A 19392-nucleotide genomic window follows, 5' to 3' on the forward strand; every position below is an offset into this window, starting at 1 on the left:
AGAAATGGTCCGCAGGCTTTATTCCCAACTGGTCATTAGTCATGAACCAGCTTCTTCTTCATGAACAGATTAAGGACAGAGTGGTTAAGTATATGGAGTAACTTACACACTTAACTTGACACACCCCATTAGTCATGAACCAGCTTCTTCTTCATGAACAGATTAAGGACAGAGTGGTTAAGTATATGGAGTAACTTACACACTTAACTTGACACACCCGTTGACTGGTGTTTTTAAATAATGATAAAAAGATAATAGCTATATTATGTAAACATATATTAAGGAGTCATACACGTGTCAAATAAAAATTTAAAAATTTTAGTGATGTTTCTCTATGCATTAATCCTTTTTTTCTGCCGTTATGCGTTTAATATATTTGATGATGCATTGACGATGCTGCTGCTTATAGTCGGACTCGTCATCATGATGCTGATGAACAAAGGAAGCAGTAAATAACGGCTGCTCACAAGAATTCGGCTCTATTGTTTTTATTTGAAGTTAGTCACTAAGGAAAAGAGGTTTGATATGAAAAAATCAACTATTATTATTATTGCTCTTATTTTAATTATGTTCATGTCGGCGATAGAAACATCAATCATTTCTTTAGCGCTGCCGGCAATAAAAAATGATCTGAACGTCACTGGCTCAATCTCGTTAGTATTTGCTGTATACTTCATTGCCATTGTTATTGCAAATCCAATTGTCGGAGAACTGCTGTCCCGTGTCAAAATTATTTACTTGACGATTATAGGTCTTATATTATTTACAGCAGGGAGTCTATTCTCAGGTCTTAGTGAGTCCTTCAGTTTTCTAGTTACTTCCCGCTTTATTCAGGGGCTGGGTTCCGGTATATTAATGGCGCTCAGCCAGATTGTCCCAAAACTTGCATTTCAAATTCCGTTTCGTTACAAAGTGATGGGGATGGTTGGTAGTGTCTGGGGTGTGGCAAGTTTACTTGGACCGCTTCTCGGCGGCGCTATTTTAGAGATTGCCTCATGGCACTGGCTGTTCTTTATTAATATACCGATTGCTATTCTGGCTGCGATACTCGTCATAATGACGTTCCATTTTGAAGATGAAGTGCTCGTGAGCAGTCGTCTCGATTATAAAGGAATTTCTATGTTTTATGTAATGATAGCGGCAATTATGGTTACTGTGATGTATACATCGAACTGGATGGTCAACGTCATCGCTTTTATCATTTTCCTGTTCTTTGGCTGCTTTTTACTTAAAGTTGAACGAACTGAAACGTTACCATTTATTCCGGTGAAAGAATTCAATCGCAACATCATCATAGTCTTCATGACAGAATTTCTGTTTGGTATTATGCTGATGGGCTTCAATTTATATATGCCGATATACTTTCAGGAAGAAATAGGACTGTCACCGTTACAAAGTGGATTGACGATATTTCCGCTGTCACTTGCATGGATAACGATCAATTTTACACTGGCACGAATTGAAGCTGGAAGAACTAAGAAATCTTTATATTTGGCATCATTCACTGGTTTGATAATCTGCAGCATTCTCCTGATTTTCGGCAGTTCTATGCCAATATTTACTGCAGCCAGTCTATTGCTTGCAGGAGCAAGTTTTGGTACTGTCTATACTAAAAATAGTGTAACAGTTCAGGAAGAATCCAAACCTGAACAGATGAAGCGGATGATGTCTCTATATACATTGACTAAAAGCTTCGGAAATTCAATCGGCTCCACCGTTATGGGCTATGTATATGCGCTATCTTTCGTTAATACGAGCGCTTCCATTCATAACGTCATGATACTTGTATTTTTCATCAGTATATTATTGATGATAATCTGGTCTTTATTTTATAGAACAGCAGGAAACCGAACTTTGAAGTGACAAAATGATATTTGATGAAATCAACTCGGCTTTTGTAGAGAAAGTAAAAAGTTGTCGGTAGTAATGCGCTAAAATTATTATAAACAGGGTACTTTGTTTTATAATAAAGATATAGATTGTATTGAAGGGGGAACATGATGGAGAATTATCTGGCGATCTTCCGGGAAGTCAGAAGACGACTGGAAACAGAGGGATACAGCAATCATGAAATCAGTGATAATTATGAGGAAATTTTTAAGAAGCTCTCACCCAATGAATTGACGTTCCAACAGTTGATGGTCGAGTATTTAGGAGAGTTTAATGTTAAATCAATGGATTATGTGGACCAGCATTACTGGACAAATGGGATTCGCGTCAGAAGATATAAAGATGCCCTTATAGTCACTGATGTGATAGATGACCTGCAGTTTGTCGTTGGTGATGAAATCATTGCATTATCCGGCGACTCAATCAACGAGCTGGCGGAACGCTATCAAAAACTATTATTCAACGAACCTACTGAAAGACAGGACTGGCATACTATACTAAGAAAACAAAATAGTGCACAAGTCAAACGAGGTGATCAGTTCTATGACTTTGAACTTCATGTCTATGATGACACTAGGGGGCTCGAGGTGATAGATCACGAGCAATTTCCAGAAGTTATCGTCTATTCTATAGATACATTGCACAAGTATTTACATAGTCCGGCTGAGACACTGCTTATTGATTTGACAGCTGCCTATGGTGTAATTCCTGACAATCAAGTGGACTGGATCGCTGAGCAGCTGAACGGCAGGGAGTTCATTATGTTGATCGATGCTTTGACAAAGGGTAGTGCTGAGCGTCTTGCTTCACGATTTGAAGGTCAGGGAAGAATAGTTGGACGTGAAACTTATGGTCAGGCGGTCTCTTTGCAGAAAGTCGCACTTGGCAATCAATTTTTTATTTATTCGGCAGATAAAGATAAGACAGTTTTTCCAGATGTTATGGTAGAATTAAGAGAATCTTCATTTTTACAGGATGATATCAGACAAGCCGGTATAGATGTCTTATTGAACCGTCTTAATAATCAACAGTAATTCTATAATGAAGGTAATAAGTTTAAGTACTTAGGAGGAATTCTAATGAGCAAGCCCATTCCAGTGGATAAGGGAATAGACAAAACATTAACAGTCATGAAAGAAGGATATGAATACGTTTCTAACCGGACAAAAAAATTCAATTCTGATATTTTTGAGACACGTGTACTCGGTGGAAAACGTGCCATGGTCATCAGCGGTAAAGAAGCAGCTGAATTATTCTATGATAATGACAAAATAGAACGTAAAGGTACTTTACCGCCTCGTGTTGTTAAAACACTTTTTGGTAAAGGTGCGATTCATACTACGACAGGCAAAGTTCATATTGATAGAAAGTCATTATTCATGTCATTGATGACTGAGAATAATCTTGAATATTTAAGAAAGTTAACTCGTAATTTCTGGTACCAGAATACAGAACGCATGCAGCTAATGGGGAAAGTGAACGTCTACAAGGAGTCCATCATTTTACTTACTAAAGTTGGCTTCCGCTGGGCAGGTGTCACTGAAAAACCAGAGAAAATTGAACAGCATGCGATGGATATGGACAAAATGATCGATTCATTTGGTTCAGTCGGAACGGCGTATAAAGGCTATCGTGAAGCTAAAAAAGCACGTGCACGTGTTGAAGATTTCCTTGAGAAGCAGATAATTGCAACTCGTAAAGGTAAAATCCATCCAGAAGAAGGAACAGCGCTTCATTCATTCAGTCACTGGAGAGACTTCCAAGGTAACTACATGGATTCAAGACTTGCGGCTGTGGACTTAATGAATGTCATTCGTCCGTTAGTAGCGATCAACCGTTTTGTTGCTTATGGTGTGCTTGCACTGCATGAATTCCCGGGCGAACGCGAAAGAGTGTCTGCGGATGAAAATAATTATGCCTATAAATTTACACAGGAGTTAAGACGTTACTTCCCGTTCGTACCGTTTTTACCTGCTAAAGCTAAAGTTGATATCGACTTCCAGGGCCACGTCATTCCACAGGATACAATGATTGTTCTTGATATTTTCGGAACATTACACCGTGAAGATTTATGGGAAGATCCGGAACGCTTCTATCCAGACCGTTTTGAGAACTGGGATGGCTCACCGTTTGATTTAATTCCTCAAGGTGGCGGAGATTATCACACGAATCACCGGTGTGCAGGTGAGTGGATGACGATCATCATCATGGAAGAAACAATGAAGTATTTTGCGCGTGAAATCACTTATGATGTTCCAGCACAGGACTTCACAGTAGATCGTACAAAATTACCAGGTCGTGTGAAGAGCGGCATGGACATCGAAAACGTTCGCTTAAACTTCGATCGTACATTATAATCTAAATAATAAAGGTCCGGAACAAGTTATTATCTTTCTTAACTGAAAATAATAACTGTTCCGGACTTTTTTTAAATTTCTATTTCACTATGCCAGTCATCCATTCCACCTTCTACATTTGTAACATCATAACCTTGTGCATGGAGGTACTCTGCGGCTTTCGTTGAACGGCCGCCTCGTTTACAGATGACATAATAAGCTTTTTCTTTATCTAAGGTGTCTGCCTGCTGGTCAAGCGTTGACAGTGGGAGATTTACAGCGTCATTAATATGTCCATTGTTATATTCATCAATTTCTCTGACGTCTAGAACAATGTCATCAGTGGCAGCCATGAGAGTATCTTGCAGTGCATCAGTTGTTATAGATTTTATAGTCATTTTGACACCTCTTCTTATTATTTGAATATATTCATACTATACCCGTGGGTTGAAAATTTGTAACGTTTAGAATGTCTTATAAATTTTTTTAAATAGTGATTGCTATATTGCCCGAGCAGCAGTATGATATAGCATTGTAAGCTAACAAATAATGAATAAAAAGAAGGTAACATAATGCCTCAAACTAATAAAAAACAGTGGCAGTTCGGTCTTATGCTAGTTGCACTGGGAATTGTGTATGGAGATATCGGTACGTCACCCCTTTATGTGATGAAAGCCATTGTAGAAACCAATGGTGGTATGAAGATGATGACTGAAGAATATATCATCGGCTGCTTGTCGCTCGTTATTTGGACAATAACTCTACTCACTACTATCAAATACGTTTTAATAGCGATGCAGGCAGATAACCACGGAGAAGGTGGGATTTTCAGTCTTTATACTTTAGTCAGAAAACACCGCCGCTGGTTGATCGTTCCAGCTATTATCGGCGGAGCAGCGCTGCTTGCTGATGGGGTGCTGACACCCGCGGTTACAGTGACGGCAGCTGTAGAAGGAATGCAGGAAATCCCTGCTCTTTCTCATAGCTTCATCAATGATCAGACGAATATTGTCATTATCGTGATTTCCATTATCTCGATGATATTTTTTGCTCAGAGATTTGGTACAGGTAGTATCGGTAAAATATTTGGACCATTTATGCTTGTCTGGTTCTCAATGATGGGACTGTTCGGCCTGATCCAGTTAGTGACTGATTTATCAGTTTTAAGAGCAGTCAACCCGATGTATGGCATTCGTATATTATTCGATGACAGCAACAAGATGGGATTGTTGATTTTAGGGACCGTCTTTCTATCGACTACTGGTGCTGAAGCACTGTATTCAGATATGGGACATGTCGGAAAACATGCTATATATAAAACGTGGCCGTTTGTCAAACTCATGCTGCTCCTTAGTTATTTCGGTCAATCAGCCTGGATTATCAATCATGTTAAGCAGCAGGATATGTTAGGCAGCCGTGAGATCAATCCATTCTTTCAAATTATGCCGGAGTCATTCATAGTCATTGGCGTCATCATAGCGACGTGTGCGGCAATTATTGCGTCTCAGGCGTTAATATCTGGAAGCTTCACTCTTGTCTCAGAAGCGATTCACTTAAGATTGCTGCCGAAGCTTGATATCAAATATCCGTCAACGATGAAAGGCCAGATGTACATTCCTGCCGTAACATTTAGTATATGGATTCTATGTGTGCTGGTTGTTCTGTATTTTAGAACATCAGTGAACATGGAAGCAGCATATGGTCTGAGCATTACAGTCACGATGCTGATGTCGACCATTCTAATCTATCATTACTTATCGATGAGAAAAATCGATAAAGGACTGACGATTATAGTGACAGGGTTTTTCCTCGTACTGGAAACCGCGTTCTTTATTTCGGGACTTGCTAAATTTATGCATGGCGGTTTCATCGCAGTGCTGATATCTGTTGCAGTAATCATGCTGATGGTCGTATGGTATAAAGGATATAAAATTAAAGACAAGCGTACGTTCGATGTCAATGTAGATCTTTATGTCAATCAACTGAAGACATTGTCAGAAGATGTGAGTCTGCCGAAGTATGCAACAAACTTAGTATACTTATCGACAACAGACGATATGAAGATGATTGAGAAGCAGGCATTGAAATCCATACTGGATGGCCGGCCAAAACGAGCCGACGTTTACTGGTTTGTCAATGTTAAAGTATCTGATAAACCATTCCAGGTCAACTACCAGATTGAAAAGTTCGGTACCGAGAATATCTTTAAAGTACAGCTTATTCTCGGATTCAGAATTCACCAGAACATCAATTTGTATATTAAACAAATTGCTGGTCATATGGTAAGGGAAGGATGTATTCCAGAACAGTCGCGCAGTTATGGAACTAATCCTGCAAGGATCATTGGTGACTTCACTTATATTCTGCTGATGGATGAACTGCCTATTGATGCACATATCAAATGGTATGACCGTATCATCATGCAGATGAAGATATTCTTGAAGAAATACACGGCTTCACCGACAAAATGGTTTGAACTTCCTTCTAATGAGGTCGTCTATGAATCTATACCGATCTCACTGCCATCTTACAAAGCACCCCCTATTAAACGTATAAAATCATAAAAAATAATCCTGGATGAAGTAATTATCTTCATCCGGGATTATTTTTTGATAGCTATAATGAATCATTCTTCTGTTATACATCCGTCCTCAAGATGATATAGTTTATCTGTATAAGAGAACAGCCGCTGATCATGTGTGATCATGATACACGCTGCCCCCGTTTGTTTAACACGCTGTCTCAACATATCAACGACTTCAGATGCGCGCTCTTTATCAAGACTTGCGGTCGGTTCATCAGCAAGAATCAGTTTCGGCTCATTCATAAATGCCCGAGCAATGGCTGTCCGCTGTTTTTCTCCTCCGGATAGTTCCTTTGGATAAGCGGATAAGCGATGTTTAAGACCGAAGGAAGCTAACAGCTGTTCAGCGCGGACAGCTGCTTCTTTTGTGCTTTGACCTGCTTCGGTACCAATTGCAGTCAACTGATCTTTAACGGTTAAATAAGGGATAAGGTGTGAGGACTGAAAGATAAAACCGATCTCCTTGAGTCTCATGTCTGTTCTAGCGTTATCAGACAGAGTCCGCCACGATTTGCCGCCCAATATAATATCGCCGCTCGATGGTGTCAGCAGCGCGCCGATGATCGAAAGCAGTGTACTTTTGCCTGATCCTGACGGTCCGTACAGAGTAACGATTTCTCCGGAATTGATGGTCAGGTTAATGTTTTTAAGAACAGTTGTCGCCTGTTCACCTGTGCCATATGTTTTTGAAATATTTTCGATTGAGAGCATTTTATTCTCCTCCTAACGCAATTTGTGGATCTATTTTAATGACTTTGATGAGTGACAGCAGTGCGCCGATCAGTGAGACAACAAAGAATAATCCTGCAAGCACTATGACGAGTGTCTGGTTCAAATGAAACGGCATCGTGACCGGCATAAACTGAGCAATGATAACAGTCAGAATAATAGCAGTCGCTACGCCGACAAATGTTGTGAATATAATTTCCGTCAAGATGACGCGTACGATTTTACCGTTTTTCATCCCGATCGCTTTTAATATGCCGTATTCGTTCGTCTTCTGTATCGTGATGACATAGAAGAAGGCTGAAATGACGATTGCTGAAATGACAAATAGAAACACGACCATTAACTGTAATGGCATCTGCTCTGCTTCGTAACTTGGAATCCCTTTTTTCAGCTGATTCTGAGAGATGACTTCCGCTGAATTCAGCGAGTCATTTAAGGATGGGCTATTTTTTTTAAGTAATCCGATGTTAGGAGTGACTGCCGGATTGAACCGTTCAAATCCAGATTTTGTGACAACGGCAACAGGTGTATGAGCGTACATTTCTTTTTCAATGAATCCGGTGATTCGATATTTCATAGGTTTATCTGATGATTTCTTTGATTTAACAGTCATTGTATCGTTTAAATCGAGCGTTTCACGCAGTGACGCATCGACCGCCATTTCATGTTCTGTTTTTGGCATATGCCCTTGAACAACTGTACGATTCTGTGCTTCTTTCGAATAGATAGCTGCAACAGATATATTATTGGTCATCGTTAACAGCTGCATCGATAGCGTATCAATGTGTTTGTCTTTCAGTATCGCCGCATCTGTCTCACTTAATGCAGATTGCGTCAACTGATGATCGGCATCTTTTGCGATGACGTATCGCTCCGCATTCATATGATCAATCATTGAGATGTTATCTTGAGATAAGCCTTGTGCCAGGCTTGTGACGAATAAGACCAGAAAAGCCAGCAGAAATAATATTGCTGTTATGAGCAAGTATTTCATTTTATAATAAGATAATTCCTTTAAAGCGAGTTTCATAGTAATCTTCCTTTCATAACTGATGTTACAGTTAGTATAAAGAAGTTATATGAATAGAATATGAACTATAGGAGAGACGTCATGAAACCCAGTATTTTAATTGTGGATGATGAAAAGAACATTAGAGAGATGATAAGTCACGGTCTGATAGATTATCAAGTGACAGAAGCAGCAGATGCAGAGCAAGCTGTTCAAGAGCTTGACAAAGGACATATCGACTTATGTGTTGTTGATGTGATGATGCCGGGGATGAACGGCTTTTTACTGTGCGAGGATATTAAACAGTATTATCAGAAGCCTGTAATTATGCTGACCGCGAGAAGTGAGCTCAATGATAAACGGCAGGCTTTTGAAGCAGGTTCCGATGATTACGTGACGAAACCCTTCAGTACTGAAGAGCTTCAATTTAGAATCAATGCGGTACTCAGTCGTTATCAGTTGTCACCTGAACATCTTAAACTTGGAAATGTTGACCTGAATCATGAAAGTTATGAAGTCTATATTAATGATCAGACATTATACCTGCCGCGTAAAGAGTTTGAACTCTTACATAAATTAATGGCGCATGAACCGAAAGTCGCTAAAAGAGATGTTCTCATCACCGAAATATGGGGTTATGACTTCGATGGGGACGAGCGAACGATAGACGTTCATGTTAAACGGCTGAGAAAACGTCTGACTGCTGCCCAGGCAACTATAGAAATAATGACAGTGCGCGGTGTCGGTTATAAGGTGCAGCATGTTTAAACGACTGTCGACACAATTTATCGCTTCGACGCTTCTTGTCATGCTGCTCAGCAGTCTTCTTGCGTTCATGCTGGCAAATGTCTACTATCATATTTACTTAAAACCGGAAAATGATGCGCGCATTACCAGGACACTAGAGCAGCAAAAAGCATTTATTTTGAAGCATCAGACCATTAGCAGCTCCGATTTCTTTAACCAGCTGGCTGACTTAAACTTTCAGGTCATTGCCATACATCATGGTAAAAAGACTTTTTATGGTACACCGTTTCGTGTAGATAACCTGAAGACCAGCCCATTGAATCACAAGACCTATCATGGCATTAAACATAGACCTTTTAACATCATCATCACTGGCTTCTTTGACAATGAGACTGAGAATACAGTCGGTACGACCATGAAGGTGGCAGGCAGTGAATTTGATGTCTACATCAGACCGGACGTCGGTCAAAGTATGGCAGAATTTCGAATTTTCCTTGCGATACTGCTGCTGTTAATTGTGTTGTTCTCTGTGTTATTTGTTCTGCTCAGTTCAAAGAACATTGTCAGTCCGGTAGTCAAACTGAAATCATTTGCCGAGCGTATAAGACAAGGTGATTACAGCAATGTAGCGGCTGTCAGAAGACAGGATGAAATAGGTGTACTCGCCCGCGAAATGGAAGAGATGAGCCGAACAATCAAAAGTCATCAGGAGATGAACGAACGCTTTGTGGCTAACGTCAGCCATGAGATTCAGTCACCGATTACTAATCTGCTCGGCTTAACACGTCGGCTGAAAGACCAGCAGGATCTATCACTCATTACTGAGATTGAACATCAGTCTGAACGCCTCAGCAAGCTAACGAGCCAGCTGCTGCTGCTTGCTGCCATTGATAATGAAGGTATTGAACTAACCTGTGATTCATTTAATGGAAGACGCATGATCCAGGAAGTGATTCATTCGATGATGTATCAGCTGGACCGTAAAGATCAGCTGGTCATCGCAGCACTTGATGATATCCAGATTAATGGACACCGTGATTTATTATTTCAGCTTGTCACCAACTTATTATCGAACGCGGTCAAATATTCTCCGCCTGAGGCAGAAATACGAATCGCCTTAAAGTCGAATAACGGCCATCCAGTTCTTACCGTCAGTGATCATGGGCAGGGGATGAGTGAAGAGACAAAGATGCACTTGTTTGAAAGATTTTACAAGGCAGACGTCAATGAAGATGAAGTCCCGTCTAATGGTCTCGGTATGGCGATAGTCCATGAAATCGTCCTCCTTCATCAGGCGGATATCAAAGTTGACAGTAAAGCCGGCAAAGGGACGACGTTCACAGTAACTTTCCAGTGATGATGTCTGCACCTATAACTTGTGTTAAACTTATGACAATGTTAATAAAACTGATTGAAGACTTTAAATGAGGTGACTGTGTGAGAGAAGGAATAATTTATAAGGCATTAAGTGGCTTCTACTATGTAGATAGTAGAGGAGAAAGCTTTCAGTGTCGAGCTCGCGGTGTTTTCCGTAAAAAAGGACTGACTCCGCTTGTCGGTGATCAAGTTTTATTTCAGATTGAGAACGAGACGGACGGTTATATCACTGAACTTAAACCGCGTTCCAATGAACTGAAAAGGCCTCCTGTCGCAAACATCAATCAAGTGCTCGTCGTCATGAGTGCTAAGGAACCGGAATTCAGTAAAAATCTGATAGATAAGTTTCTGGTCATCGTTGAAAGCTTTGATATCGCTCCGTGTCTTATCGTTACCAAGAAGGATCTGTTGAACGATGAGCAGATTGCTGTGATTGAAAAACATCTGGCAGACTATGAAGCGATTGGATATAGAACCTATTTTGTATCGAACCTGGAAGATCAATCAGCACTGTCAAAAATATTAGTGGATGGCATCAATGTATTGAGCGGTCAGTCCGGTGTCGGCAAATCTTCTCTCATCAATGCGGTGAAACCTAACAGCAATCTTGAGACGGGTGTGATTTCAAGTGCATTAAATCGTGGTAAACATACGACGAGACATGTCGAGTTGATACAGGTGGATGGCAAATATTTAGCGGATACACCGGGATTCAGCGCGCTTGATATCGCTCATATTGACAAATATGTGCTGAAAAACTGTTTTCCGGAATTTGCAGCTCGCGAGGAACAGTGCAAATACAGAGAATGTCTGCATGTCAATGAGCCGGCATGTGCGATTAAAGACGCTGTGCAGTCAGGAGACATTATGCAGTCGAGGTATGATAATTACTTGCAGCTGATGAATGAAATAGAGACGAGAAAGGCGAGATATTAATGGTTAAAATTGCTCCGAGCTTATTATCGTGTGATTTTACAAAACTTCAGGAAGAAGTAAAGAAATTAGAAGAGAGTGGTGTAGATTACCTGCATTTTGATGTGATGGACGGTCAGTTCGTGCCTAATATTTCTTTTGGTCTGCCGATTTTAGAGCAACTCCGTCAAATAACGCATCTTCCGATTGACAGCCATTTGATGATTGCGAATCCTGAAGTGTTCGTCGGTCAGTTCGCCGATGCCGGGAGTGATATCATTACGGTACACCTTGAAGCTACGCCTCATATTCACCGGGTACTTCAGATGATCAGACAGCATGATAAAAAAGCAGGTGTCACGATTAACCCTGGAACAAATGTGAATTTACTTGATCCCATTTTATCAGAAGTCGACCTTGTGCTGGTTATGACGGTCAATCCAGGATTTGGCGGTCAGTCATTCATTGAAGGTATGCTTGAGAAGATCAGTTATCTGGACGACTATCGCAAAGCAAATGGGTTATCCTATGAAATTGAAGTAGACGGAGGCGTTAACGCCGAAACAGCAGCATTATGCAGAGAACGAGGTGCAGACGTGCTGGTCGCAGGCTCCTATTTCTTTAAGCATGACGATTATCATGAACCTGTGCGTCGATTAAGAGGTGAATAATATGGATCTACATGTACTTTGCACATCACATAATATCAATGAAGACACTTTACAGCAGCTTGCTCATGAGGATTGGCTCGGGATTGACTATGGAACTGTCGTACTACTTAGACATCATATCACACCGATTGCAGCTTTTGGAGATTTCGATTCAACGACTGCTGAAGAACACCAGCTGATCAATGAACACTTAGAAGTAGAGGTATTGCCATCTGAAAAGAATGAAACAGATCTCGAAGTCGGTATTCGATATGCATTGACACTGGACTATGATAGAGTATTTATTCACGGTGCGACCGGTGGACGGATGGACCATTTTATCGGTAATGTCCAGTCTCTCGCACATCCTGACGTGATTCTCTCTGAGAGTGAATTTTATATCATTGACGAGCAGAATATTATTCAAGTATTAGCAGCCGGAACGCATGTTATTACCCATGCTGAACAAATGAAGTATGTTTCATTTATGCCTATCGGTGAACAAGTCATCCTGACGATTGAAGGACTGAAATATCATTTACCTCGTACCATGCTTGAATTCGGCAGGACACGGACTGTTTCCAATGAGTTTATCACTGACCGTGCAGAGGTGACTGTAGAAAACGGTATGATTTACATGGTTCAGAGCAGAGATTAATAAAAGTGAACACAAAAAAAAAGACCTTCCACACAAAGGTCTTTTTTTCTGTATCTATATAGTCATTAAACGCGAGTCACTTTACCTGATTTTAATGCACGAGTAGAAACCCATACACGTTTCGGTTTGCCATCTACAAGAATTCTAACTTTTTGTAAGTTAGCGTTCCAGCGACGTTTATTCGCATTCATAGCATGAGAACGATTGTTACCTGTTACGGCTTTGCGGCCTGTAACGTGACATACTTTAGCCATGTGATTTCCTCCTTTAATGATATATAGAGATACACTTATCTTTTACATACCATAGTAATTTAACACAAAAGTAGATTCAGTGCAACTTTATTGTTGAGATTCTTCTAACTGTCTGATTATCTTCGAGACTTCTGATTTAACCGCTTTGCTCTGATCTGCCGGATTACTGGAGTAGCGGCAGTCATTGAACAGTTGCAGCAGCTGCTCTGAACCATTGAAGCGGCTTAAATAATCATGAAACGTGTCAGACGTTACATAATAGATGGAATGTTCAAGACCTGCTTTTTCGAGTCGCCTGAACTGCCTGATATAACTTTTTGGCAGTGAGGAGCGGAAATCAAACTCCTCGTTTCTGAACTGATGGTGACGGGCAGGAGTAGAAACTGCCGGTGTCGGAAGGAAGTGGAAGGCGTTTCTAAACTTATATATAACAAAAGCAGCGGCAGCAAGAGCAATGGATCCAACAATGTAATAAAACGACGGATTTGTTTTTGGTGTGCTTTCTACTTTTGGTATTTCGCGATTTTTACTCAGTTCTTCGTTCATTTTTTCATAGTCATCGTTCTTATCAAGCGGACGGATTTCAAAGTCAAATTTTCTGATCCAGTCCACCGGCACCTGCTGGATAATGAACGGATATACAAACTTAAGCAGTGTAATACCGATAATCAATGCGATCACAGGGAAAATAATGGGTTTTATATCTTTAGTCGACCGGTCTGTAACCATAAGAATAATGATTAATAAAGCATGGATGCCATAAAGGATAGCGATTTCACGATGCGCTGGATTGAAGATCACATGAACAACATAAAATAATTGAATATAAAGCAGGAGTGGAAACGGCTCAGCCATTGAATAATAGATAACTATCAGAGCAATCAGCAGCAGCAGATAGATTAATGACAGGCTGCTTGAAAATGCGAGAACCACATTAGCAGCTATCAGCACGAGCAAACCGGTCTGACGTCTTCCTGCTACATAAAAATAAACGCAGAGCGGCGTCAGCAGTATGATATACAAGGAATGCCAGTCGATTAAGAGGAGAGGTAAAGTGATTAAAGTCATATGTGCAATTAATCTAAGATTCATTCGCTTACCTCCATATAGACAGGTGAAATGAGACATCTGTTGAACATATCCTTCACTGACTGTTCTGCTGGACCAAAATGATACCATACTCCGTTTTCGTGAATCTGTTCTGTCATCGTCTGAATAAGACTAGTATAAGGCAGTATATAGCTGTCTCGTGAAAACGTCGCAATCAACCGGTGCAGTTCATCTTTCATGATTTCCTGATTGATATAGAGGATAGGTGACTCATTACTCGTGATATACGAAATTGTATTAATCCCAATATAAAACGGATTGCCCTGATCATAAAGCGTCAACGCAAAGTGAGCCAGTTCCCTTAAGTCACTTTCTATCGAAGCATTGACCGTATTGTAATTGCCGACGTTCAGAGAAAGAATGACTGCATGATTGACAGCAATTTCAGTCTGTTTCACCAACAATGCCTGTGATTTCAATGTAGCAGGCCAGTCCAGTTGATTGAAGGGTTGCGTATAATCATATAGACTGTTCGAAAATTTTTCCATGCTGTCACCATGTTCAGTCCTGTTTGACACTTCATCAACAGCATGCTGATCGATCGACCGCATTTCAAAATTGCCGTATGATGCATAGAGTCTGCTTAAATAAGTTTTAGGTTCGAAGTTGACTTGCTGGATATGGAATTGTCCAGGCAGGTGGATATTTTGGATAATAATCTGAAAGGCACCGCGTTCTTGAATAAAAATCGGGATATCAATTTTTGATATACCTGTTGCAGCAAGTGTATAAGACATACTTCCTTGATGATTGGAGAAGTAATGACTGCCGTTTGAAATAGATAGGTGGAGCGTCATAGTAGTGTTGACATGTTCTAGTGACCGAATATAAATCGTGTAGTTGAACCATTTTCCTACGACTGGATAAATATGATGTCTGTCATCTTCTATTTTTATCGATCGTATTAAACGATAGTTCTCACGATTCTCAAGGATAATCATCAGAATAATAATCATCAGAATAAGGGCGATAACAAAATGGTCAGTCAGCAGCATGACAATGACAGCAATGATCATCAAAAAGATAATGAGACGCATTTTTAACTGTGCATTCTGATCGATAAAAACCTGACCTACAATAGGTACTTTTTTAGAGCGCCGGAACATCGATTTCACCTATTATACGATTCATCATAGCTAACTTATCGCCCTCAGACAGCCGAGCATTGCGATAAGTCATTCGGTGAACAGCAATGTACGGAACTACTTCTCTGACGTCATCAGGAATCACATAGTCGCGTCCATTAATTAATGCAAATGCTTTTGACATACCGACGATGTGAATACCTGCTCTTGGGCTCAATCCTTGGATAATTTCCTGGTCCGTCCGCGTCTGATGGACGATATAAGTGATATATTTATAGAGATCTTCGTGACAGAAAATCTCATTTGTCTGCTGTCTGAGCGCTTGGAACGCTTCTGTTGATTCAAGCACTTGATGCACACGTTCCTGATAATGTCCGCTGATAATTTTAATTTCATCTTCGAAGGAAGGATACCCCATAAAAATTCTGATCATAAACCGGTCCATCTGTGCTTCAGGCAGCTGGAATGTTCCTTGCTGGTGATCAAGCGGGTTCTGTGTGGCAAGTACGATGAATGGATCCGGCAGTTTGAACGTTGTATCATCAATCGTCACCTGCTGCTCCTGCATCGCCTGAAGCAGACTGCTCTGCGTTTTAGGTGTTGCGCGGTTGATTTCATCAGCGAGCAGGACATTAGTGAAGATAGGTCCTTGCTTGATTTCGAAAGATTGTGTGCCAGGATGGAAAAATTTTATGCCAGTTACATCACTTGGCAAAAGATCCGGTGTAAACTGAATGCGGTTAAATGTGCCACCTAATGTTTCACTTATTGTATTGGCAAGTTTTGTTTTTCCGAGTCCAGGTGGACCTTCCAGCAGCACGTGACCGTAATTAAGACAGGCGCAGAGAATCATTTTAAGATCATAAACTGATCCGATATAACCTTTTTGCTGTTCGTGGAGTAATTGATTAATCATAAAGTTCTCCTTTTTTGAAAAATTTGAATACTGTGAAAATTATATATTAATATACTTTATATGAGAACTGTTATTATCATATTGTAAAATGGTGAAGCTTGATGATGAGCATTAAATACTTACTATTACACTACTAATTTTAAGAGTTTTCTTGTACTTATAGATAAATATTGCGTATAATAACTTGATGAATGAAAAATTAGGAGGGGTCACATGACTTTAGAAATTACGAATGAGTTCGGCAGCATAGATATTTCTAATGACGTCATTGCTACGATTGCCGGCGGTGCTGCGGTAGAATGTTACGGAATCATCGGAATGGCCAGCAAGCATCAAGTGAGAGACGGCATCGCTGATATTCTTCGCCGTGATAATTACTCTAAAGGAGTCATCGTCTCTCAGAAAGACGATAAACTCGATGTTGATATGTATATTATTGTCGTTTATGGCACTAAAATTTCTGAAATTGCCAATAATGTGCAATCAGCAGTTAAATACACTCTTGAAAAAGCGTTAAATTTAAAAGTCAATTCAGTTAATATTTATATACAAGGTGTACGTGTGATTAAAATGGACGAGGAAGAATAAGGAGGATCATTTGAATGAACAAGATTGATGGCAGGCTATTTGCTGAGATGATTTCAGCTGGAGCAAATAACTTATCTCAGAATGCAGAGTACGTGGATTCTCTGAATGTTTTCCCTGTGCCTGATGGTGATACAGGAACGAATATGAATTTATCGATGACATCGGGTGCGAAAGAGACAGAAGCACATATTGAAGACCATATCGGTCAAGTCGGCAAAGCATTTTCTAAAGGATTACTGATGGGAGCTCGTGGTAACTCAGGTGTTATTTTGTCACAGTTATTCAGAGGATTCTCTAAATCAGTAGAAGAACACGCAGACATCGATGCGAAGAAATTTGCCAAAGCTTTTGACTCAGGCGTTAAAACTGCTTATAAAGCAGTGATGAAACCTGTTGAAGGAACGATTCTGACAGTGGCTCGGGAAGCAAGTGCAAGTGGTATGGAAGCAGCTAAAACAAGCGATGATGTCATTGAAGTTATGGAAGCAATAGTTGAATCGGGAAATATCTCATTGAAAAATACACCGGAACTTCTCCCAGTGCTGAAAGAAGTCGGCGTTGTCGACAGCGGTGGGCAAGGATTGATGTATGTTTATGACGGCTTTCTTGCAGCGCTGAAAGGTGAAGCAATTGCAGCTCCGCAGAAAATGGTAGACGATTCATTTGTCAATGATGATCATGATTTCGGTGATGTCGTGAAAACCGAAGATATTGTTCCTGGATTTTGTACAGAGTTTATGGTTAGATTCAAGCCGGGCATGAAATCATTTGATGAAGAGGCGTTTAGAAATGATATGGCGAAGTTCGGTGATTCTCTGTTAGTTATTTCAGATGAGGAAATCGTTAAAACACACGTTCATTCAGAAACGCCGGGTGAGGCTCTAACATACGGCAGCCAGTACGGCGAGATTATCAAAATCAAAGTGGACAATATGCGTGAACAGCACCGGGAAGTACTGCGTAAACGCGGCAGCCGGTCTTCTGCTGTCAAAGAAGTGGAAAAAGCGGTTATCACGATTTCAATGGGTGAAGGTATTACAGAACTATTTGAATCAATCGGTGCGACACATGTCATCAGTGGCGGTCAGACAATGAATCCATCAACAGAAGACATTGTCAAAGTGATTGAAGCCTCTAAATGTAAAGAAGCGATCATTCTACCGAATAATAAAAATATCATTATGGCAGCAGAACAGGCTGCATCTGTCGTATCAGTGCCTGTTGCAGTGATTCCTTCAAAGACAATTCCGCAAGGTGTAACAGCAATGTTATCCTATATAACGGATTCAGATCTTGATGATAATAAAGAACAGATGACAGAAGCACTGAAACACGTGAAATCAGGCTCTGTCACTTATGCAGTTCGTGATACAGCGATTGACGGCGTTGATATTAAGAAAGGTGCATATATGGGACTGTTTGAAAGCAAGATAACAGTGTCAGATGAAGACCAGCAGAAAGTGTGTATGGAACTGCTTCATGCGATGATAGACGAAGATAGTGAAATAGTTACTATCTTTAAAGGTGAGGATGCAGCCGACACAGATGTCAATGCACTTGCCGACCATTTAACTGACAATTATCCGGATATTGAAGTTGAGGTACAGGACGGTAGACAGCCGATCTATAGTTTTATGTTTGCGGTGGAATAATTGATTAAGTGCTCATGGACCTATAAGTTCATGAGTCTTTTTGTGTTCATAACCCGAACAAGTTGTGGTGAAATACAAATGATGTTAGTCTATTGATGGCGAAAATATTAATTTAATTGAAAACGCTATCTTATATTCGTTAACGCAGAACTGTCAGACAGCAATTATAGATCAAATGATGGTATAATCAATATATTATAAGGTTTAAAGGGGTAGGTAACGATGAAATATAGAAGTGTATTCGATATTATTGGTCCTGTTATGGTCGGACCATCATCTTCACATACAGCAGGAGCAGTCAGAATCGGTCTTGTGGCCCGTGATTTATTCGGTGGAACACCTAGTCAAGCCGATATCTATTTATATGGCTCATTTATGGAGACGTATAAAGGACATGGAACGGATGTTGCCATAGTGGGGGGACTTATGGGATTCGATACGGATGATTCACGTATTCCGGATGCTCTGAACATCGCTAAAGAAACGGGGATGGTTGTCTCATTTATTGAGATGAGTGAAGAGAAAAGTCATCCTAACACCGCAGTGGTTCATATGTCTGATGGTGACAAAGAGTTGACGATTGAAGGGATTTCTATAGGTGGCGGTAAGATTGAAATCGTCGCTCTAAACGGTTTTCCTCTTGCGATTTCTGGTAATTATCCTACACTTCTCGTCTTCCACCAGGACACGTTCGGCTCGATCGCCAATGTGACGCAAATTTTAGGAAGACACCATATCAATGTTGGTCAGATGCAGGTTTCTCGTAAAGAAAAAGGAGATATCGCCTTGATGACATGTGAACTGGATGATGAAATTACTGAAGACATTTTAAATGAAATTAGATCCTGTCAAGGAATACAGACGGTAACTTTGATGGAAGAGTCGTAAGGAGGAT

General features: G+C 40.4%; 20 protein-coding genes. 13 read left to right on the forward strand and 7 right to left on the reverse strand.

Annotated elements, in window-relative coordinates; genetic code table 11:
* Nucleotides 1-294 precede the first annotated feature (294 nt).
* From ERX29_RS11010 to ERX29_RS09435, 4 genes are all read left to right on the forward strand, one after another.
* Entirely contained in the window at nt 295-456 is a 162-nt protein-coding gene (locus ERX29_RS11010) for a hypothetical protein (RefSeq protein WP_165981126.1), read from the forward strand.
* A gap of 69 nt (nt 457-525) precedes the next feature.
* Complete coding sequence (sdrM, locus tag ERX29_RS09425) at nt 526-1863, forward strand: multidrug efflux MFS transporter SdrM (RefSeq protein WP_133444428.1); 1338 nt, start codon at nt 526-528, stop codon at nt 1861-1863.
* A 137-nt stretch (nt 1864-2000) separates the two neighbouring features.
* On the forward strand, nt 2001-2924 hold the full coding sequence (locus tag ERX29_RS09430; protein WP_133444429.1) for a hypothetical protein: 924 nt from the start codon (nt 2001-2003) through the stop codon (nt 2922-2924).
* 45 nt (nt 2925-2969) lie between these two features.
* Nucleotides 2970-4247, forward strand: a complete 1278-nt coding sequence (locus tag ERX29_RS09435) for a cytochrome P450 (RefSeq protein WP_133444430.1) — start codon at nt 2970-2972, stop codon at nt 4245-4247.
* Between the two features lie 71 nt (nt 4248-4318).
* Here ERX29_RS09435 and ERX29_RS09440 read toward each other — a convergent pair whose 3' ends face one another.
* Complete coding sequence (locus ERX29_RS09440; protein ID WP_133444431.1) at nt 4319-4624, reverse strand: rhodanese-like domain-containing protein; 306 nt, start codon at nt 4622-4624, stop codon at nt 4319-4321.
* 174 nt (nt 4625-4798) lie between these two features.
* Between ERX29_RS09440 and ERX29_RS09445 the strand changes: the two genes are divergently transcribed.
* Entirely contained in the window at nt 4799-6790 is a 1992-nt protein-coding gene (locus tag ERX29_RS09445; protein ID WP_133444432.1) for a KUP/HAK/KT family potassium transporter, read from the forward strand.
* Between the two features lie 62 nt (nt 6791-6852).
* Here the strand turns inward: ERX29_RS09445 and ERX29_RS09450 are convergent, their stop codons facing one another.
* On the reverse strand, nt 6853-7521 hold the full coding sequence (locus ERX29_RS09450; RefSeq protein ID WP_133444433.1) for an ABC transporter ATP-binding protein: 669 nt from the start codon (nt 7519-7521) through the stop codon (nt 6853-6855).
* Between the two features lies 1 nt (nt 7522).
* Nucleotides 7523-8569 carry an ABC transporter permease gene (locus ERX29_RS09455; RefSeq protein WP_133444434.1) on the reverse strand — a complete coding sequence of 349 codons (1047 nt, stop codon included), beginning with the start codon at nt 8567-8569 and terminating at the stop codon, nt 7523-7525.
* A gap of 81 nt (nt 8570-8650) precedes the next feature.
* On the opposite strand from ERX29_RS09455, the gene ERX29_RS09460 reads away from it, so the two are divergent.
* The 5 genes from ERX29_RS09460 to ERX29_RS09480 all read left to right on the forward strand — a co-directional run bounded on the left by ERX29_RS09460 (nt 8651) and on the right by ERX29_RS09480 (nt 12892).
* On the forward strand, nt 8651-9316 hold the full coding sequence (locus ERX29_RS09460; protein WP_133444435.1) for a response regulator transcription factor: 666 nt from the start codon (nt 8651-8653) through the stop codon (nt 9314-9316).
* Nucleotides 9309-10652, forward strand: a complete 1344-nt coding sequence (locus ERX29_RS09465) for a HAMP domain-containing sensor histidine kinase (RefSeq protein ID WP_133444436.1) — start codon at nt 9309-9311, stop codon at nt 10650-10652. The genes ERX29_RS09460 and ERX29_RS09465 overlap by 8 nt, the downstream gene beginning before the upstream one ends.
* 80 nt (nt 10653-10732) lie before the next feature.
* Complete coding sequence (gene rsgA, locus ERX29_RS09470; protein WP_133444437.1) at nt 10733-11608, forward strand: ribosome small subunit-dependent GTPase A; 876 nt, start codon at nt 10733-10735, stop codon at nt 11606-11608.
* Nucleotides 11608-12255 (forward strand): ribulose-phosphate 3-epimerase, encoded by a 648-nt coding sequence (rpe, locus tag ERX29_RS09475; protein WP_133444438.1) that lies wholly within the window; start codon nt 11608-11610, stop codon nt 12253-12255. Before rsgA ends, rpe begins: the two co-directional genes overlap by 1 nt.
* A 1-nt stretch (nt 12256) precedes the next feature.
* Nucleotides 12257-12892: a thiamine diphosphokinase gene (locus ERX29_RS09480; protein ID WP_133444439.1), complete on the forward strand. Its 636-nt coding sequence runs from the start codon at nt 12257-12259 to the stop codon at nt 12890-12892.
* 65 nt (nt 12893-12957) lie between these two features.
* Here the strand turns inward: ERX29_RS09480 and rpmB are convergent, their stop codons facing one another.
* The 4 genes from rpmB to ERX29_RS09500 all read right to left on the reverse strand — a co-directional run bounded on the left by rpmB (nt 12958) and on the right by ERX29_RS09500 (nt 16257).
* On the reverse strand, nt 12958-13146 hold the full coding sequence (rpmB, locus tag ERX29_RS09485; protein WP_133444440.1) for a 50S ribosomal protein L28: 189 nt from the start codon (nt 13144-13146) through the stop codon (nt 12958-12960).
* Nucleotides 13147-13233: 87 nt separating this feature from the next.
* The gene (locus ERX29_RS09490; RefSeq protein WP_133444441.1) at nt 13234-14238 is read right to left on the reverse strand and encodes a hypothetical protein; all 1005 of its coding nucleotides are present in this window, start codon (nt 14236-14238) and stop codon (nt 13234-13236) included.
* Nucleotides 14235-15371, reverse strand: coding sequence for a DUF58 domain-containing protein (locus ERX29_RS09495; RefSeq protein ID WP_133444442.1), 1137 nt, complete (start codon nt 15369-15371; stop codon nt 14235-14237). The genes ERX29_RS09490 and ERX29_RS09495 overlap by 4 nt, the downstream gene beginning before the upstream one ends.
* Nucleotides 15346-16257 (reverse strand): AAA family ATPase, encoded by a 912-nt coding sequence (locus ERX29_RS09500; protein ID WP_133444443.1) that lies wholly within the window; start codon nt 16255-16257, stop codon nt 15346-15348. Before ERX29_RS09500 ends, ERX29_RS09495 begins: the two co-directional genes overlap by 26 nt.
* 213 nt (nt 16258-16470) lie before the next feature.
* Here ERX29_RS09500 and ERX29_RS09505 point away from each other — a divergent pair, with 213 nt between their 5' ends.
* The 3 genes from ERX29_RS09505 (at nt 16471) to sdaAB (ending at nt 19385) form a co-directional block, all read left to right on the forward strand.
* The gene (locus tag ERX29_RS09505) at nt 16471-16845 is read left to right on the forward strand and encodes an Asp23/Gls24 family envelope stress response protein (protein WP_133444444.1); all 375 of its coding nucleotides are present in this window, start codon (nt 16471-16473) and stop codon (nt 16843-16845) included.
* A 14-nt stretch (nt 16846-16859) separates the two neighbouring features.
* Entirely contained in the window at nt 16860-18497 is a 1638-nt protein-coding gene (locus ERX29_RS09510) for a DAK2 domain-containing protein (RefSeq protein WP_133444445.1), read from the forward strand.
* A gap of 222 nt (nt 18498-18719) precedes the next feature.
* Entirely contained in the window at nt 18720-19385 is a 666-nt protein-coding gene (gene sdaAB, locus ERX29_RS09515) for an L-serine ammonia-lyase, iron-sulfur-dependent subunit beta (protein ID WP_133444446.1), read from the forward strand.
* Nucleotides 19386-19392 lie beyond the last annotated feature (7 nt).

The organism is Macrococcus lamae, from assembly GCF_004359545.1.
GTDB lineage: Bacteria > Bacillota > Bacilli > Staphylococcales > Staphylococcaceae > Macrococcus > Macrococcus lamae.

Excerpts from the sequence above, each read along its gene's own strand:
- ERX29_RS09490 (WP_133444441.1), bottom strand. The coding sequence starts at position 14,238 with ATGAATCTTAGATTAATTGCACATATGACTTTAATCACTTTACCTCTC.
- ERX29_RS09455 (WP_133444434.1), bottom strand. The coding sequence starts at position 8,569 with ATGAAACTCGCTTTAAAGGAATTATCTTATTATAAAATGAAATACTTG.
- rpmB (WP_133444440.1), bottom strand. The coding sequence starts at position 13,146 with ATGGCTAAAGTATGTCACGTTACAGGCCGCAAAGCCGTAACAGGTAAC.
- ERX29_RS09510 (WP_133444445.1), top strand. The coding sequence starts at position 16,860 with ATGAACAAGATTGATGGCAGGCTATTTGCTGAGATGATTTCAGCTGGA.
- ERX29_RS09480 (WP_133444439.1), top strand. The coding sequence starts at position 12,257 with ATGGATCTACATGTACTTTGCACATCACATAATATCAATGAAGACACT.
- ERX29_RS09440 (WP_133444431.1), bottom strand. The coding sequence starts at position 4,624 with ATGACTATAAAATCTATAACAACTGATGCACTGCAAGATACTCTCATG.
- ERX29_RS09500 (WP_133444443.1), bottom strand. The coding sequence starts at position 16,257 with ATGATTAATCAATTACTCCACGAACAGCAAAAAGGTTATATCGGATCA.
- ERX29_RS09505 (WP_133444444.1), top strand. The coding sequence starts at position 16,471 with ATGACTTTAGAAATTACGAATGAGTTCGGCAGCATAGATATTTCTAAT.
- sdaAB (WP_133444446.1), top strand. The coding sequence starts at position 18,720 with ATGAAATATAGAAGTGTATTCGATATTATTGGTCCTGTTATGGTCGGA.
- sdrM (WP_133444428.1), top strand. The coding sequence starts at position 526 with ATGAAAAAATCAACTATTATTATTATTGCTCTTATTTTAATTATGTTC.
- ERX29_RS09450 (WP_133444433.1), bottom strand. The coding sequence starts at position 7,521 with ATGCTCTCAATCGAAAATATTTCAAAAACATATGGCACAGGTGAACAG.
- ERX29_RS09445 (WP_133444432.1), top strand. The coding sequence starts at position 4,799 with ATGCCTCAAACTAATAAAAAACAGTGGCAGTTCGGTCTTATGCTAGTT.
- ERX29_RS09465 (WP_133444436.1), top strand. The coding sequence starts at position 9,309 with ATGTTTAAACGACTGTCGACACAATTTATCGCTTCGACGCTTCTTGTC.
- rpe (WP_133444438.1), top strand. The coding sequence starts at position 11,608 with ATGGTTAAAATTGCTCCGAGCTTATTATCGTGTGATTTTACAAAACTT.
- ERX29_RS09435 (WP_133444430.1), top strand. The coding sequence starts at position 2,970 with ATGAGCAAGCCCATTCCAGTGGATAAGGGAATAGACAAAACATTAACA.
- ERX29_RS09430 (WP_133444429.1), top strand. The coding sequence starts at position 2,001 with ATGGAGAATTATCTGGCGATCTTCCGGGAAGTCAGAAGACGACTGGAA.
- ERX29_RS09460 (WP_133444435.1), top strand. The coding sequence starts at position 8,651 with ATGAAACCCAGTATTTTAATTGTGGATGATGAAAAGAACATTAGAGAG.